Annotated in this window: 19 protein-coding genes; 14 read left to right on the top strand and 5 right to left on the bottom strand. The window is 65.1% G+C overall.

The genetic code is table 11. The features are described from left to right. Positions 1 to 42: 42 nt before the first annotated feature. Both SG26_RS03845 and dnaG read left to right on the top strand, forming a co-directional pair. Entirely contained in the window at positions 43 to 753 is a 711-nt protein-coding gene (locus tag SG26_RS03845) for a sugar phosphate isomerase/epimerase (protein WP_050036886.1), read from the top strand. Positions 754 to 933: 180 nt separating this feature from the next. Further along, positions 934 to 2,271: a DNA primase DnaG gene (dnaG, locus tag SG26_RS03840; protein ID WP_050036885.1), complete on the top strand. Its 1,338-nt coding sequence runs from the start codon at positions 934 to 936 to the stop codon at positions 2,269 to 2,271. Here dnaG and SG26_RS03835 read toward each other — a convergent pair. Together SG26_RS03835 and SG26_RS03830 are read right to left on the bottom strand one after the other, a co-directional pair. Next, on the bottom strand, positions 2,268 to 2,684 hold the full coding sequence (locus SG26_RS03835; RefSeq protein ID WP_050036884.1) for an N-acetyltransferase: 417 nt from the start codon (positions 2,682 to 2,684) through the stop codon (positions 2,268 to 2,270). The genes dnaG and SG26_RS03835 overlap by 4 nt on opposite strands. Then, positions 2,681 to 4,039, bottom strand: coding sequence for a DUF92 domain-containing protein (locus SG26_RS03830; RefSeq protein ID WP_014040958.1), 1,359 nt, complete (start codon positions 4,037 to 4,039; stop codon positions 2,681 to 2,683). The genes SG26_RS03835 and SG26_RS03830 overlap by 4 nt, the downstream gene beginning before the upstream one ends. A gap of 95 nt (positions 4,040 to 4,134) precedes the next feature. Here SG26_RS03830 and SG26_RS03825 point away from each other — a divergent pair, with 95 nt between their 5' ends. Next, positions 4,135 to 4,743 (top strand): undecaprenyl diphosphate synthase family protein, encoded by a 609-nt coding sequence (locus SG26_RS03825; RefSeq protein WP_023843370.1) that lies wholly within the window; start codon positions 4,135 to 4,137, stop codon positions 4,741 to 4,743. Between the two features lie 4 nt (positions 4,744 to 4,747). On the opposite strand, the gene uppS is transcribed toward SG26_RS03825, so the two are convergent. After that, a complete protein-coding gene (uppS, locus tag SG26_RS03820) occupies positions 4,748 to 5,674 on the bottom strand; it encodes a polyprenyl diphosphate synthase (protein WP_079980806.1) in 927 nt (308 codons plus the stop codon). A 115-nt stretch (positions 5,675 to 5,789) separates the two neighbouring features. On the opposite strand from uppS, the gene SG26_RS03815 reads away from it, so the two are divergent. The 3 genes from SG26_RS03815 (at position 5,790) to SG26_RS03805 (ending at position 6,766) form a co-directional block, all read left to right on the top strand. Continuing rightward, entirely contained in the window at positions 5,790 to 5,984 is a 195-nt protein-coding gene (locus SG26_RS03815; protein WP_004517065.1) for a cold-shock protein, read from the top strand. Positions 5,985 to 5,986: 2 nt separating this feature from the next. Further along, positions 5,987 to 6,181, top strand: a complete 195-nt coding sequence (locus SG26_RS03810) for a cold-shock protein (protein ID WP_004591449.1) — start codon at positions 5,987 to 5,989, stop codon at positions 6,179 to 6,181. 174 nt (positions 6,182 to 6,355) lie between these two features. Further along, positions 6,356 to 6,766: a DUF5778 family protein gene (locus tag SG26_RS03805; protein ID WP_004591450.1), complete on the top strand. Its 411-nt coding sequence runs from the start codon at positions 6,356 to 6,358 to the stop codon at positions 6,764 to 6,766. An 87-nt stretch (positions 6,767 to 6,853) separates the two neighbouring features. Here SG26_RS03805 and SG26_RS03800 read toward each other — a convergent pair whose 3' ends face one another. Next, positions 6,854 to 7,144 carry a hypothetical protein gene (locus SG26_RS03800; RefSeq protein ID WP_014040954.1) on the bottom strand — a complete coding sequence of 97 codons (291 nt, stop codon included), beginning with the start codon at positions 7,142 to 7,144 and terminating at the stop codon, positions 6,854 to 6,856. Positions 7,145 to 7,244: 100 nt separating this feature from the next. Here SG26_RS03800 and SG26_RS03795 point away from each other — a divergent pair, with 100 nt between their 5' ends. From SG26_RS03795 to SG26_RS03770, 6 genes are all read left to right on the top strand, one after another. Then, on the top strand, positions 7,245 to 8,300 hold the full coding sequence (locus SG26_RS03795; protein ID WP_014040953.1) for an Lrp/AsnC family transcriptional regulator: 1,056 nt from the start codon (positions 7,245 to 7,247) through the stop codon (positions 8,298 to 8,300). A 46-nt stretch (positions 8,301 to 8,346) separates the two neighbouring features. Then, positions 8,347 to 8,994, top strand: a complete 648-nt coding sequence (locus SG26_RS03790) for a bifunctional precorrin-2 dehydrogenase/sirohydrochlorin ferrochelatase (RefSeq protein ID WP_050036883.1) — start codon at positions 8,347 to 8,349, stop codon at positions 8,992 to 8,994. Further along, entirely contained in the window at positions 8,991 to 10,337 is a 1,347-nt protein-coding gene (gene hemA / locus SG26_RS03785) for a glutamyl-tRNA reductase (RefSeq protein ID WP_050036882.1), read from the top strand. Before SG26_RS03790 ends, hemA begins: the two co-directional genes overlap by 4 nt. A 41-nt stretch (positions 10,338 to 10,378) precedes the next feature. After that, entirely contained in the window at positions 10,379 to 10,657 is a 279-nt protein-coding gene (locus tag SG26_RS03780) for a 4a-hydroxytetrahydrobiopterin dehydratase (protein ID WP_008312658.1), read from the top strand. 10 nt (positions 10,658 to 10,667) lie between these two features. After that, complete coding sequence (gene lwrS, locus SG26_RS03775) at positions 10,668 to 11,087, top strand: LWR-salt protein (RefSeq protein WP_050038243.1); 420 nt, start codon at positions 10,668 to 10,670, stop codon at positions 11,085 to 11,087. A 108-nt stretch (positions 11,088 to 11,195) separates the two neighbouring features. Further along, entirely contained in the window at positions 11,196 to 11,843 is a 648-nt protein-coding gene (locus tag SG26_RS03770) for an HAD family hydrolase (protein ID WP_050036881.1), read from the top strand. On the opposite strand, the gene SG26_RS03765 is transcribed toward SG26_RS03770, so the two are convergent. After that, positions 11,831 to 12,757: a molybdopterin-binding protein gene (locus tag SG26_RS03765; RefSeq protein ID WP_050036880.1), complete on the bottom strand. Its 927-nt coding sequence runs from the start codon at positions 12,755 to 12,757 to the stop codon at positions 11,831 to 11,833. The genes SG26_RS03770 and SG26_RS03765 overlap by 13 nt on opposite strands. 111 nt (positions 12,758 to 12,868) lie before the next feature. Here SG26_RS03765 and SG26_RS03760 point away from each other — a divergent pair, with 111 nt between their 5' ends. Continuing rightward, positions 12,869 to 13,645, top strand: coding sequence for a GIDE domain-containing protein (locus tag SG26_RS03760; RefSeq protein ID WP_014040947.1), 777 nt, complete (start codon positions 12,869 to 12,871; stop codon positions 13,643 to 13,645). A 49-nt stretch (positions 13,646 to 13,694) separates the two neighbouring features. Then, positions 13,695 to 14,051: an Hsp20/alpha crystallin family protein gene (locus SG26_RS03755; protein ID WP_014040946.1), complete on the top strand. Its 357-nt coding sequence runs from the start codon at positions 13,695 to 13,697 to the stop codon at positions 14,049 to 14,051. Positions 14,052 to 14,069: the final 18 nt, after the last annotated feature.

Genomic DNA, 14,069 nt, shown 5'->3' with positions numbered 1-14,069 from the left:
TAGTCCGTCCAGTTATTTTACGACAGCGTTCGCAGCAACGGTATGCAGACAGCGATCCAGCTCTGGACGCTCCGGGAACTCCGGGAGCCGCTATCGGACGTGCTCGACCGCATCAGCGCCGCCGGCTACGACGGCGTGGAGTTCGCCGGCATCGGCGACCCGGGCGCATCCCGACGTGCGCTCGACGAGGCGGGGCTCGGTATCGCCGGCGTCCACGTCCAACTGGAGGACCTGCAGTCCGATTCTCGCACCGTTGAGAATCAGGCCCGGACGCTCGACGCGCCGTCCATCGTCCTTCCGTATCTCGATGACGACCATTTCGCGAGCGAGCGCGCCGTCGAGTCGACCGCGACGCTGCTCGGGATGCTCGACACGGAGTTCGACCGACCCCTGCTGTATCACAACCACGACCACGAGTTCGTCCCGCTCGGCGATGGCACCGCCTTCGACGCGCTCGTCGACCGGACGACGATCGACTTCGAGTTCGACGCCGGCTGGGCGCACGCGGCGGGTCAAGACCCTGCCGCCCTGATTCGGCGACTCGACGGGCGCGTTCCCGTCGTCCACCTCAAGGACATGACAGAGGACGGGGAGCCGACCGCTCTCGGCGAGGGGGTCGTCCCGCTCCAGGCCGTGGTGGATGCGGCCCGCGAGGCCGGGACTGAATGGCTCGTTTTCGAACACGACGACCCCGAGGACCCGGTCGACGCCATCCAGGCGGGTATCGGCGGTATGCGCCCGTTGCTGGAGTGAGTGGCTGACCCGTCTGGTGCACAGCGATCCATCGAGGCAGTGTCGGCTCGAAAGTCAACTGAGTGAGGTTTTCCTCCACCGACTCGCGTGCGCAAGGTTATTCCGCTGTACTTCCCAACATCAGTATAGTGACAGCAGTCCGTCGGAACAGCGTTCGACGGGCTGGAAAACAGGACAATCATGCAAGATACGGCGAAATATCTGATACATGCCGACATCACGGCGGCGGGAGTCGTCGAGCGGAGCGACGTCGTCGGCGCGGTGTTCGGCCAGACGGAAGGGCTACTCGGCGACGAACTGGACCTGCGGGACCTGCAGGACTCGAAGAAGGTCGGCCGCATCGACGTGGAGATACGCTCCGAAGGCGGACAGTCCTTCGGCGAGATCACCGTCGCGAGCGGTCTCGACAGAGTCGAGACAGCGATCCTCGCCGCAGCACTGGAGACCATCGAACAGGTGGGGCCGTGTCGCGCCGAAATCGAGGTCTCAGAGATAGAGGACGTACGCAGCGCCAAGCGGCGCGAAGTCGTCGAGCGCGCGACGGAACTCCTGAACGACTTCGAGGAGAAGTCGATCCAGACCGCGGACATCGTCGAGACGGTCAGACAGCAGGTCCGGGTCGCCGACGTGACCGACTACGAGGGACTCCCGGCCGGCCCGCGGGTGGCCGACTCCGACGCGATTGTCGTCGTCGAGGGTCGCTCGGACGTGATGCAACTGCTCAAATACGGCATCAAAAACGCCGTCGCAGTCGAGGGAACGGACGTCCCCGACGCCATTGCGGACCTGACGGCCGGCCGGACGGTGACCTCGTTCCTCGACGGTGACCGCGGCGGGGACCTCATTCTGAAGGAACTCGCGCAGGTCGGCGACGTTGACTATGTCGCTGTCACTCCCACCGGCAAGTCCGTCGAGGACCTCTCACGCAGCGAGGTGATGTCGGCGCTCCGGGACAAGGTTCCCTACGAGACGGTCGCAAGCGCCAAGAGCCTCGACAGCATCCGCGAGGAGATGTCCCATCCCGAGGAGTCGACGACCGCTGACGGCGGTGCCGTGGCGGCCGCGACGTCGGAGGACACCGCAGACAGCCAGCCCGCGCCCGCTCCGCAGGCCGGGTCGGCGCAGGCCGAAACGACCGAGGGGGCGACGAGTGTCGCGGACAACTCGAACGCAACCGCTGTGGCGGATGCCGCAGCCGACGAGGAGTCGACCGAAAGCGGCGACGGACCGACCATCCCCTCGCTTTCGGACCACATCGAGGCCGTCATTCAGAACCACAGCGGGACGGCCAGGCTGGTCGACGAGGACGCGACGCTGCTCGCTGAAGGCGATGCTGATACCGTCGTCTCGCTGCTTGCAGCCGCTGAGGCCGTTCCCAAGACCGTCGTCATCGATGCCGACTGCACGCAGAAGCTCCTCGACGTTGCCGCCCAGCGCGGCGTCGATGTCGTCGTCGCTGCCGGCCACGGCGAGTACGTCAAACAGCCGACGGCCGTACAGGTTCGCATCGAGGACTAGAGTTCGCGAACGAGCAACACACCGTCGCCGTCGTCGTAGTGGTCGGGTAGCTCGTCGGCGACCGAGAACCCGAACCCGTCGTAGAAGGAGCGCGCTCGCTCGTCGTCAGCGCGCGCGGTGAGTCTCGCTGTTTCGAACCCACCAGTCCGGAGCCTGTCCAGAAGCCCGTGCATAAGTGTCGTCCCGAGGCCCTGCCCCTGTTTGCCGGGCGTGATGGCGAACTCCGCCAGGTACGCGACCGGGTGGTCCGGCACGACAAGCGCGTAGCCGAGCGGTTCGCCGATATCGAGGACCAGCACGAGCGGCGGGCCGTCGATTCCGACGCCGAGGAGCTCCGGCCACGGCTCGTCGAGCGCGTCCGTCTGGATGGCCCGAAGACGAACCTCGTCTTCGGAACGAGCCTCCCGGATCATAGGAGGCCGGCGGTCAGCACGACGCCAGCGCCGGTCAGCGCGGCCGCCAGGGTCGCGAGCATGTTGACGCCCTGGTTGCCGACGACCGAGCCCTCGACGGTCGCACCCAGCAGGCTGTCGACGGTCATGCCGACCAGTCCACACAGGAGGATGACGCCGCTGCCGACTGTACTGATGTCCTGCGTGAGCGCGGCGATGCCAGCGATGATGCCTGCCCCGATGGCCCCGGCGGCCACGCCCTGCCAGGTGACGCCGCCGTCAGTGCCCGGCTCGACTGGTTTGAGCGTCGTAATGAGTCGCGGGTTGTCGTAGAGCCCGCCGAACTCACTGGAGAACGTGTCGGTCATCGCGGCGGCGACGGCCCCGGCGAAGGCATAGAAGAACAGCAGCGGGTCGACGGCGATGTGGCTCGGACTCGCCGCCGCGGCGACGACGGCGAACAGCGCGACGATGGAGTTCGCGAGCACGTTCCCGCTCCCGCGTGCGCCCTCGTTCTCCTCGGCGATGCCGCGGTCCAGTTTCTCCTCGTAGCGGAACTTCGTCGAGAGGCCACCGAGCGCGAAAAAGGAAATCAGCATGGCGAACCAGCCGAAACCGCCGAGAACGATGGTCAAAAACGAGAGGAGAACGCCGGTGAGCATCCCCGGGAGGGACGCCGTGTCGAGCGCGTAGGAGAGATAGCCGAGCAGTACTGTCACGGCGAGCGCGATGACGACGCGCTGTGCAGTCACCGACGGGTCGAGTTCGAAAAACAGCCACAGCAGCAGTCCCACCGTGAGCATCACCAGCGGGTCGTCCCGTTCGAACAGGACCGAGCGAAGCAGGGCAGCGACGAACGCGCCGCTGGCGGCGAGAAACAGCACGAGTGGAATGTCGACGGCGGCCGCTCCCTCGCCGACGGCGGCCTGAATCCGCGTTCCCGCCACCTGTCCCGCGACGCCGGCGACGAAGCCGACGAGCACGAAGCCTGCGGTTGCGACCACCTCGTCGGAGCGGACGGTGTAGGCGAGTCGCTGGCCGAGGTTCCCGTAGGCGACGATGACGACGACGCCGACGAACACCGGCACCGGTAGACTGAATCGGACGGCAAGCAGCGCGAGCCCGGCGGCGGCAAGCGAGAAGGCCGCCAGGCCGTACAGTTTCCCGTCCTCGTAGTCGCCGGGACGGGCGAACAGGTCGAACAGCCGCGAGTCCTGCCCGATGACCGTCACGCCGAGCGCGGCGACGAGGACGAAGGGTGCGATAGCGGCGACAGTCGCGAGTTCGAGCGAGCGAAAGCCCGTTGCGGCCGGGACGGCGACCGCGAGGGTCCCCACGGCGGCGAACGCGCCTGCCCGACGGACTGTGCCAGTCACGTCCCACCGGTATCCCCGAGAGGCACTTACCCTTTCCGAACTGCGGAGGCGACGGTACCGTGAGATTTACTGGGGCTGTCAGCATACCGGCGGGCGTGGGACTATACGACCGATATCTCGCGATGCGCGTTCGGCGCAGCGACGCCGACCTGCCCGAGACGGTCGCGCTGGTGATCACCGAGCGGGACCTCCTGGGAGACGGTGCATACCGGACCTTAGAGCGATTCTTCGACTGGGCCGTTCAGTACGGCACCGATACCGTCGTCGTCTACGTGAGTGTCCTCGACGAGGAAGCGATCCCGACGCTGCAGCGTGAACTCGAAAGTGTCACCGCGCCACGGGAGATAGCGGTCAGAGTACCGGACGACGAGACGACGGCCGACGCCCCGATCCAGATTTCCATCGGCCTCGGCGGACAGTCGGAGTTCGCGACGGCCGTCCAGAAGCTCGCGGAAGACGTCGATGCAGGCTCACTCGACCCGAACGATATCGACGAGGCTGCGGTCGAGGAGCATCTCGTCTTCCCGACCGACCCGGATCTGGTGATCAAGACCGGGGCCGAGCGGCTCTCCGATTTCATGATCTGGCAGTCCGTGTATTCGGAGCTGTATTTCACTGACGTGAACTGGCAGAACTTCCGGCTTCGGGATTACTTGCGGGCGTTGCGGGATTACCAGGAGCGCCAGCGGCGGTTCGGTCGGTAAGAGGTCAGTCTGCGATTTCGTACTCGTCCTCAAGTTGCTCGCGCTCGGCGCTCGGGAGCGCGTCCCGGAACCGTCCGAGCATCCGTTTGGCCGTCGGGAGTTCCGACTGCTCGATGGCACGAACCAGTGCCAGCGAGCGCTCGGCACGGGTCGTCCGCCAGGACTGCTCTCGGTTCTGGTACGTCCGAATCGCTCGCAGGAAGTCGACCTTCCGGAATTCGGGCCAGTAGGGCGTACAGAAGAACGTGGCAGCCTCGTTGCCGTTGGCGTGCCACGGCAGGAAGTTCGAGGTGCGTTCGTCACCGCCGGTTCGAACGATGAGATCAACGTCGCGGGTCGGCCCCTCGTAGAGCCGCGCTTCGATAGTCTCCGCGGAGACGTCCGTCGGGTCGAGGGTTCCGTCTTCGACGGCAGTGGCGACGTTGCGGGCCGCGCCGAGCAGTTCGGCCCGGCCGCCGTAGGCCAGCGCGATGTTGAGGTTGAGCTGGTCGTACTGGGCGGTTCGCCCTTCAGCGTAGTCGACAGCGTCTCGGACCCGGTCGGGTAGCATCTCTGTCTCGCCGATGGCGCGGATACACACGCCGGCCTCGTGGACCCGGTCGGCGTCGGCAAATGTTCGGAGCTTCTGTTCGACGAGGTCGAAGATGTGTTCGCGTTCCTCGGGGTCGCGGTCGAAGTTTTCCGTCGAGAACGTGTACAGCGTCACCTCACGAACGCCGAGTTCGTCACACCAGTTCAGCAGCGCCTCCGTTGTTTGGGCTCCTTCTCTGTGGCCTTCCTGTTTTTTGGCGCCCTGCTTTTCCGCGTATCTTCGGTTCCCGTCCATAATGACTGCGACGTGGTCGGGCGTCCCTGACAGTTCCCACTGGAGCAATCGCTCGTAGGCCGCATATCCCAGTCGCTTCCCCCTCGATAGCATCGTTGTGTACATTTCAACCACTCAATAAGGGCTTTGTGGAAGGGACTGGGTACAGTTATTTCCCACCTAATCTATCGAAATATATGCGCATAGTTTTAATATACCCCGGCTTAACGTTCAAATTGCAATGGCGACCGGTACGGTAGACTTCTTCAACGACACAGGCGGTTACGGGTTCATCGATACCGAAGACTCCGACGAGGACGTCTTCTTCCACATGGAGGACATCGACGGTCCTGACCTCGAGGAGGGGCAAGAAGTGGAATTCGAGATCGAGCAGGCCGACAAAGGCCCGCGCGCGAAAAACCTCACGCGGCTGTAACCATGGCGACAGGCACTGTCGACTTCTTCAACGATACGGGTGGCTACGGTTTCATCGAAACCGACGATGCCGACGAAGACGTGTTCTTCCACATGGAAGACGTCGGCGGCCCGGACTTAGAAGAAGGGCAAGAAGTCGAATTCGACATCGAACAGGCAGACAAAGGCCCGCGAGCGAAGAACCTCACGCGACTGTAAGCGAGACCGGCTCGCTTTTCAACGGGTTCACGACTGACCGAGCGGTGCGACTCGGCAGCGCGTGGGTTCCCACCGCTGTCGCTGTGCCGCCCCTCGAACCGAATATCTTCGGGTAGAGCCGACCAGCGTTTGGAATCCGAAGTGTCTTAGGGACAGCAACACCGACCGCATGGTATGAGCGAGGCCGACGCACTTGACGACGACCTTTACCGCCGGACTAAACAACTGCTTGAGCCCGGCGAGATTCAGCTCAACGGCGCTGTCGTCCACACGGAGTACGACGGCAGCGACGAGATCGAGATGATGCAGGCCACCATCGAGGTCGGCGAACTCATCGCCGAAGGCGCGGGCCTGGACCCGAAGGATACGTACGTTTACTCCGGCAGCGACGACCCCGAGTTCGCGTCGAACCAGCACCAGGGCCTCACGCTGGACGGCGAGGAGTTCGTCTGGGAGTGCCAGCAGCTCCTGCGCAACGGCTCCTTCGATCTGGTGTTCTACTACGAGGCCAGCGCCGACCACGACGGCATTCTCGAAGCTATCGAGGACGCCGGCTACGCGGTAACCGGTGTCGAAGGCGAGTAACCGCGTCGTACTGTCGGACGGAAGCCTTTCAAGAATGTCGCCACTCCCAGGGTGGCGAATAGCTGTACGAAGTTACGTCCAACAGTATCAGTCGCCGGCCGCCAGCCGTTCCTGGCAGTTGTGACAGTAGGTGTAGTCCGGGCCGTTCGCTGCGCCACAGATACGACAGGTCGTGGCCTCGACGGCGGCCTGTTCGAAGTAGGCGTTGAGCTGGCCGGTGTCGCGACCGTTACGTCGACCACTGAACTGCTCGACCAGCGTATCGTGTGCGGCGTAGTCCATGAGCCGGAACATCAGCACGAACCACAGCGGTACCCCTATCAGGACAAACAGGTAGACCAGCAGCCGGACCGCCAGCTCGGCTGTCGAGATTGCCACGCGCGGGTTAGGGGCGCAAGGGGGTAAAACGCTCCGGCGACCCGGACATGGTACCGGCTGTCCCGGACTGTTTTTATTCGCAGGCCCCCCAGCTTTCGGCATGAGCGAAGACCTCGGGACGGTAGACCGGGCGGTGTTGAACGCCTTCCAGGGCGGCTTCCCGGTCGTCGAACGGCCGTTCGAACCGGCCGCGGCGGCCCTCGCCGACCACGGCGTCGACATCGACGCGGACGAGCTGTTAGCGCGTGTACAGGACCTCGACGACGCGGGCGTTCTCACGCGGTTCGGGGCACTCATCAACGCCGAAGCTATCGGCGGTACCGCCACCCTTGTCGCAACTCACGCCCCCGAGGACAGCTACGACGAACACGCCGAGATGATAAACGCGTACCCGGAGGTCGCGCACAACTACGAACGCGAACATCCGCATCTGAACATGTGGTTCGTCCTCTCGGTGGCAGAGGAAGGCCGGGTTGAGGAGGTCCTGGCAGAAATCGAGGCCGAAACCGGCGAGGAGACGTACAACCTCCCGAAACAGCAGGAGTTCCACGTCGGCGCGAAGTTCCCCGTCGAGGGGCCACAGACGCAAGATATCGACTGTTCGGACCTGGGGCCGGACGTGACGCCGACCGACAGCCAGTCCCTGACCGCCGACGAACTGGACCTCGTGCTGGAAATCCAGGACGGCCTGCCGATTACCGCCACGCCCTACGCCGACGTGGCCGACGAAATCGACGCCGACGTCGACTGGGTGCTGGAGACGATACAGCGGTTCAACATGGAAGGGAAGGTCCGCCGCGTCGGGGTCATCCCGAACCACTACGCGCTCGGCTACAGCGAGAACGGGATGACCGTCTGGGACGTCCCCGACGAGGTCATCGACGAGGTCGGCCCGGCTATCGCCGAGTTCGACTTCGTGACCCACTGCTACGAGCGGCCGCGCCACGACGGCGTCTGGCCGTACAACTTCTTCGCGATGACCCACGGGCGAAGCGAAGCGGAGAGCCAGGAGCGCATCCAGCAGGTCCGCGACCGGATGGCCGACCACTGGGACGTGTCCGAGGACGACTGGGACACGCTGTTCTCGACGCGCATCCTGAAGAAGACGGGAATCAGGCTGGACGAACGAGCGCGGCAGAACACAGAGACGGCGTGACCGTGTCCGCTTGGTGTAGCAGCGCCAGATCAGGAGGGGAGCACCGATGATTCCGCTCATGCACGACTTCGAGGGCGAGACAGTGCTCGTCGTCGGCGGCGGTCCGGTCGGTGCGCGCAAGGCCCGAACGTTCGCCACGGAGGCGAGCGTCGTCGTCCTCAGTCCCGAGTTCGCCGACCGGGCGTTCGCGGACGCCGAAAAGGTCCGGGCCGCCCCGGACCCCGAGGATGCCGAAGAATGGGTCGAGCGGACCGACCCGGCACTGGTCGTCGCCGCGACGGACGACTCGGCCCTGAACGACGCCTTCACCGCGGTTGCCGAGGAGCACGGCGCGCTCGTCAACCGTGCCGACGACCACGGTGACCAGTCGTTCGGCAATGTCGTCGTCCCGGCGACAGTGCGGGACGACCCGGTGACGCTGGCGATTGCGACCGGCGGGCGCGCGCCGGCGCTGTCGAAACACCTCCGCGAGCGTTTCGAAGACGAGTTCGGAAACGCCGGTCTGATGGCGGAACTCGTTGGTGACCTCCGTGAGGACCTTCGCGACCGGGGCGTCCCGCCGGCCGAACGGCGTGACGCCGTCAGGTTCGTTGTCAGGTCACGGGAAGTTTGGAAGGCTTTAGATAGTGGCAGGTACAAGGGAGAGCAAGTAGCTAGAGACGTGATCGGAGAGTTACCTGGTGATCAAACGTGAGAGGGGACACTGGTGCAATCGTTGGGGTCTGTATCTCCCATGAACGCGCAAGCGTCGACCAATTAGAGACCGCTGCGGCGGACAGCGAGCGCCACGCCGTCGAATCCCTGCTCGCCAACCCAGAGGTCGAAGAGGCGATTGCGCTACAGACGTGTAACCGTACCGAGGGGTACGTCGTCGTCTCTGATCACGCGGACGGGCTCGACGCGCTCGAACTGTTCACCCGCGCCGTGCCCGAAGATGTCGTCGTCGAGATGGGTCACGAGGAGAGCCTCCGTCACTTGCTCCGGGTAGCCGCCGGGCTCGAATCGATTGTGCTGGGCGAGGACCAGATCCTCGGCCAGCTCCGGACCGCCTACGAGACAGCCCGCGGCGTTGGCGGCATCGGGCCGATGCTGGAAGACGGTGTCACGAAAGCGATTCACGTCGGCGAGCGCGCCCGCACGGAGACGAAGATCAACGAGGGTGTCGTCTCGATTGCCTCCGCCGCGGTTCGCTTGCTCAAACAGGAGAGTTCGCTGACTGACGGGACAGCGCTCGTCGTCGGTGCCGGCGAGATGGGCCAACTCGCTGCGGATGCGCTCAGCGAGGAGGTAGAACGGCTGCTCGTGGCTAATCGGACAGTGCCACACGCGGAGCACGTCGCCGAATCGGTCGACATCGACGCCAGTGCGGTTGCGCTCGACGGCATCGAAGCGGCCGTTTCCGAGGCCAGTGCCGTCATCTCGGCGACGGGGAGCGGCGACCAGGTGTTCGATATCGGGACCTTCAGCGATGCCGGTGACGTATCTATCGTCGATATTGCCCAGCCGCGTGACGTTCCGGCCGGCGCGGACCGACTCCCGTCAGTGACGGTGTACGACCTCGACGCGCTGGAGTCGGTGACCGCCGAAACGCGGAACAAGCGGCAGCGAGCCGCCGAGGCAGTCGAACGCATCGTCGACGAGGAGTTCGACCGCCTGCTCACGCAGTACAAGCGCAAACGCGCCGACAGGGTCATCTCGACGATGTACGAGAGCGCCGAACAGGTCAAGGCGGCCGAGATAAACAGCGCGCTCTCGGCGGCTGACTTCGACGATGACCAGGCGGAAGTCGTCGAAGCGATGGCCGACGCCATCGTCTCGCAGATCCTCGCCGCGCCGACCAAGAGCCTGCGCGACGCCGCGGAGGAGGACGACTGGTCGACGATTCATACGGCGCTCCAGTTGTTCGACCCGGACTTCGGCGGCCCGGACCAGGTCACCCCGCCCGAGTTCACCCAGGGCATGTCGGTCGACGACATCCCCGACGGCATGCGCGACGAGATCCCGAACGCGATGCTCGACCGACTCTCTGACGACTGACCACGCCCACCTTTTTGCCCACGCCGTCCGACGTATCCGATATGGCAGACCTGCTCTCTGATGCAGAGATTAGCGACCGGCTACCCGAGGAGTGGACCCGCGACGGCGACGAAATCGTTCGCGTCTTCGAGTTCGACGGCTATCTGGACGCGTCGGGCTTTCTGAGCGCCGCCGCTGGCCTCGCCGAGGACGCGTGGCATCACCCGGAGATGACCATCCGCTGGGGCGAGGTCGAAGTCCGACTCACGACCCACGACGCCGGTGGCATCACCGAGAACGACATCGATCTCGCCGAGCGGCTGAACGGCATCCACGACTGACGGTGTGACCGTGGACACCGCCGATGGACTCGCGTCGCTCCGGCCGACCGACCCCGAGGGGGCGACCGCACGGTACGTCTTTCGGGTCGAAATCCGGCTGGAGCCGGACGCGGATGGGCTGTGGACTGACCCCGACCGGTTCGAGACGACGCTGTATCGAGCGGCCGACACCCCGGGGACCGGCGGCTGGCTGTTCTTCCGGGACACGCTCTGGCGGGGCGAACTGGCCGACGAACCGCACTTCCGTCGGCTTGTCGAGGACGAACTCGGCTGCCCGGTCGTCTCGGCGTCGTTCCGTGAACTCCGGACCGAGGAGGTGTACCTCGACGCGCTACAAGCCGAAATCGCCGACGACCTGGCCCTGTTCAACGCTGATTCGGTCAGCGAAGTGCTCAACAAGTACCTCGGCAGTTCGATCCGTGTGGCGTGAAAAGAAACGTCGCTGCGTAGTCAGTGTTTACAGCGGTGTTATACGCATCAAAACTGGTAGTAGGGCCCGAAAGACTTTATTAGAAAATCCCCAATAAAATCACCCCTCATGACCACCGACTATGATTTCTGGCTGTTCGACCTCGATGGGACGCTCGTCGACATCGAGCCAGCCTACCCCCGGAAGGTGATGGGTGCTGTCGGCGACCGCCTCGGCGTCGAGTTCACCGACCGGGAACGGGACGCGCTCTGGTACGGATTCGGTGGGACTCGGTCACAGACACTCGCAGAGCGCGATGTCGACCAACAGGAGTTCTGGCGGCTGTTCCACGAGGAGGAAGACCCTGTCGCCCGGGCCGAGGCGACGTATCTCTACGACGACGCCGAGGCGTTCCTCGCCACCCTCGACACACCGGTCGGACTGGTCACACACTGCCAGCAGTACCTCACCGAACCGGTGCTTGCCCATCTCGACATCGCCGACTGGTTCGAGACGGTCGTCTGCTGTGACGACGACATCGGCTGGAAGCCCGACCCCAAGCCGGTGGAGTTGGCGATGCGGGAGATGGATGTCTGGTACAACGGTCACAGCGGCGTGCTGGCCGGGGACAATCCGTCAGACATCGGTGCAGCGTGGAACGCGGGCCTCGACGGGGTCCACGTCGGTCGGCGGTCCCCGGCGGAGATGGGTCGGTGCGTGCGCGGCGACAGGCGCGTCGCCTCGCTGCTCGATCTGGCGTCGTCTCAGGGGAGGTAGTCCCAGTTTTCCACGGTGACAGTCGTTCCGGCATCGATACCAGTTTCGTCTGCAGGCACGGATACCCAGCCGTCGGCTCGGGTCGCCGTGGCAAGGTCAGCGCCCGGCAGTGGCGCCGCTGTCCCGTCGGTCACGGTGACCGGCACGAACGAACGGACGGATGCAGGGCTGTCTACCCCGTCGCTCAGTGAGGCTGATTGGTGGGGGTGATCCGACAGCGGTGCATCGGCAAACGCCTTCAGTAGCGGACGAAGGAGTTGTACCGCGCCGACGCGGGCTGCACTCGGCGACTCCGGCAACAGCAGGACCGGGCGGTCCTCGACGACGGCGACTCCCGTCCGCTGGCCGGGGTCGATATCGACGTAGTCGGTGAACACTTCGCCGAGGTCCGCAACGACCTCTCGAAGCGTGTCCCCCGGCTCGGTCCCGGTGATGACGAGCGCATCACGGGTGAGGTCGCGCTGGACGGCCATCCGGAGCGCCGGTGCGTCGTCGGCGACGGGGTCCCGGTAGGTCACTTTCCCGCCCCACCGGTCGGCGTACTGCGCCAGCGTGAACCCCGCTGTCTCGACCTCGCGGGCCGCGCTGGCAGCCGCTCGGAGTTCGTCGCCCGTCGGTACGATTCCGACCTGTGGTCGCTGGCGGACGAGCAGTTCGGAGACGCCGCTTGCCCGCAACAGTCCCACATCGCCGGGCCGTACCTGATGCCCCTGCTGGAAGACGGTGTCGTCGACCGAGATATCCGCCGCTTCCACGGGTTCGTTCGCCGTCGCATCTGTCGCCAGCACTCGTCCGACAGCGACGGAGAGCGGAATCCTGTCTGTCCGGTCGACGGGGACAGCGAAGCTACCGAGCTGTCTGCGGGCAGTCTCCAGCGCGAGCGACTCGGCCTCCGACGGCGGGGAGCCAGCCATACCCTTGCTAGTGGGTACTGTGGCAAAAACGCCCCGAGTGGCCACGTCCCATCAGTCGCTCGCCTACATGGACTGGGAACGCTTTTGTTCGGTCCGACGCGGAGTGGCCGTATGGTCCTCCCGCAACTGGTCGCCATCGTGTTCCTGGTCATCGGCGGCTTCGTCCTCCTCCGCGGTGGCCGGGAACTCCGAACGGTGTTTCACATCCTCCGGAACGATCCAGTCCCGGTGCGCTCGCTCGACGGGCACTCCGGTCCCGTCGAAATCACCGGCACAGCCGTTGCCGACGAGGACGCCGGAACCGTCACGGCTCCCTTCACCGGCAGCGAGTGTCTGGCCTACACCTACGAGGTCGAGGAGTATCGGTCGTCGGGGAAACACTCCAGCTGGGAGACGCTAGACGAGGGGCAGGCCGGCGTCGACTTCATCGTCGACGACGGGAACGCTCGCGTCCGCGTGAATCCCGACGGCGCGGACGTACGGTTCGAGTCCCAGTCCGTGACGGTATCCCCCGGGACTGAACTCCCCGAGCGCCTGGCCGGCTACGTCGAGCGAACGGATGCCGTCGAGGCACAGGACGGATCCGTGAATCTGCTCGTCACTGAGATCAGTCTGGGGAACAAACAGCGCTTCACCGAGCGTCGGCTGGATGTCGGCGAGGACGTGTACGTCTACGGCCAGGCGATGCGCGGCCCCGCATCGGAGTGGGGAAGTAATCTGGTCGACGCCGTCGTCGGGGATGGCGATGGGACGCCGGTGTTCGTCATCTCCGACACCAGCGAGCGTGGCACGGCCCGACGGATTGTTCGCGGCGCTATCGCTGAAACTGTGTTCGGACTAGCGGCTGTCCTCATCGGTGCTGCCGTCCTCCTCTCCGTACCCCTGTAGAGTAGCAGAGACCGTCGGGTTTACCACTGCGTACCACTTAGACAGGCGTATGCCAGCCCTGCGTGAAGCGCTTCGGGATCTTCCCGACGCCGTGTTCGCGGACGTGCTCGAATCCGAGGACGAATACCTGCTCGTGCTCGACCTGCCGGGTGTGACCGCGGACACAATCGACGTGACCGTTGAAGGGGGCCGCCTTCGTATCGACGGGCAACGGACCAAAGACGTGCCCGGGGAGTTCACGTTCGTCCGCGAGGACCGCTCCGTGTTCCTCGACGCCGAGCTCCCGCTCCCGCCGGACACGACCGGGCAGGGCGGGGAGGGGACCGTGGAAAACGGCGTCCTCGAGCTCCGCCTGCCGAAGGCGACAGCCGCACCGAGCACTACAATCCCGATCGACGGGGACTGACCCAGAGGTGGCAAGCCG

This window comes from Haloarcula sp. CBA1115 (assembly GCF_000827835.1).
GTDB lineage: Archaea > Halobacteriota > Halobacteria > Halobacteriales > Haloarculaceae > Haloarcula > Haloarcula hispanica.
Note: the sequence above shows the minus strand (reverse complement) of the source record. Positions and strands in the feature narration are given on the sequence as shown.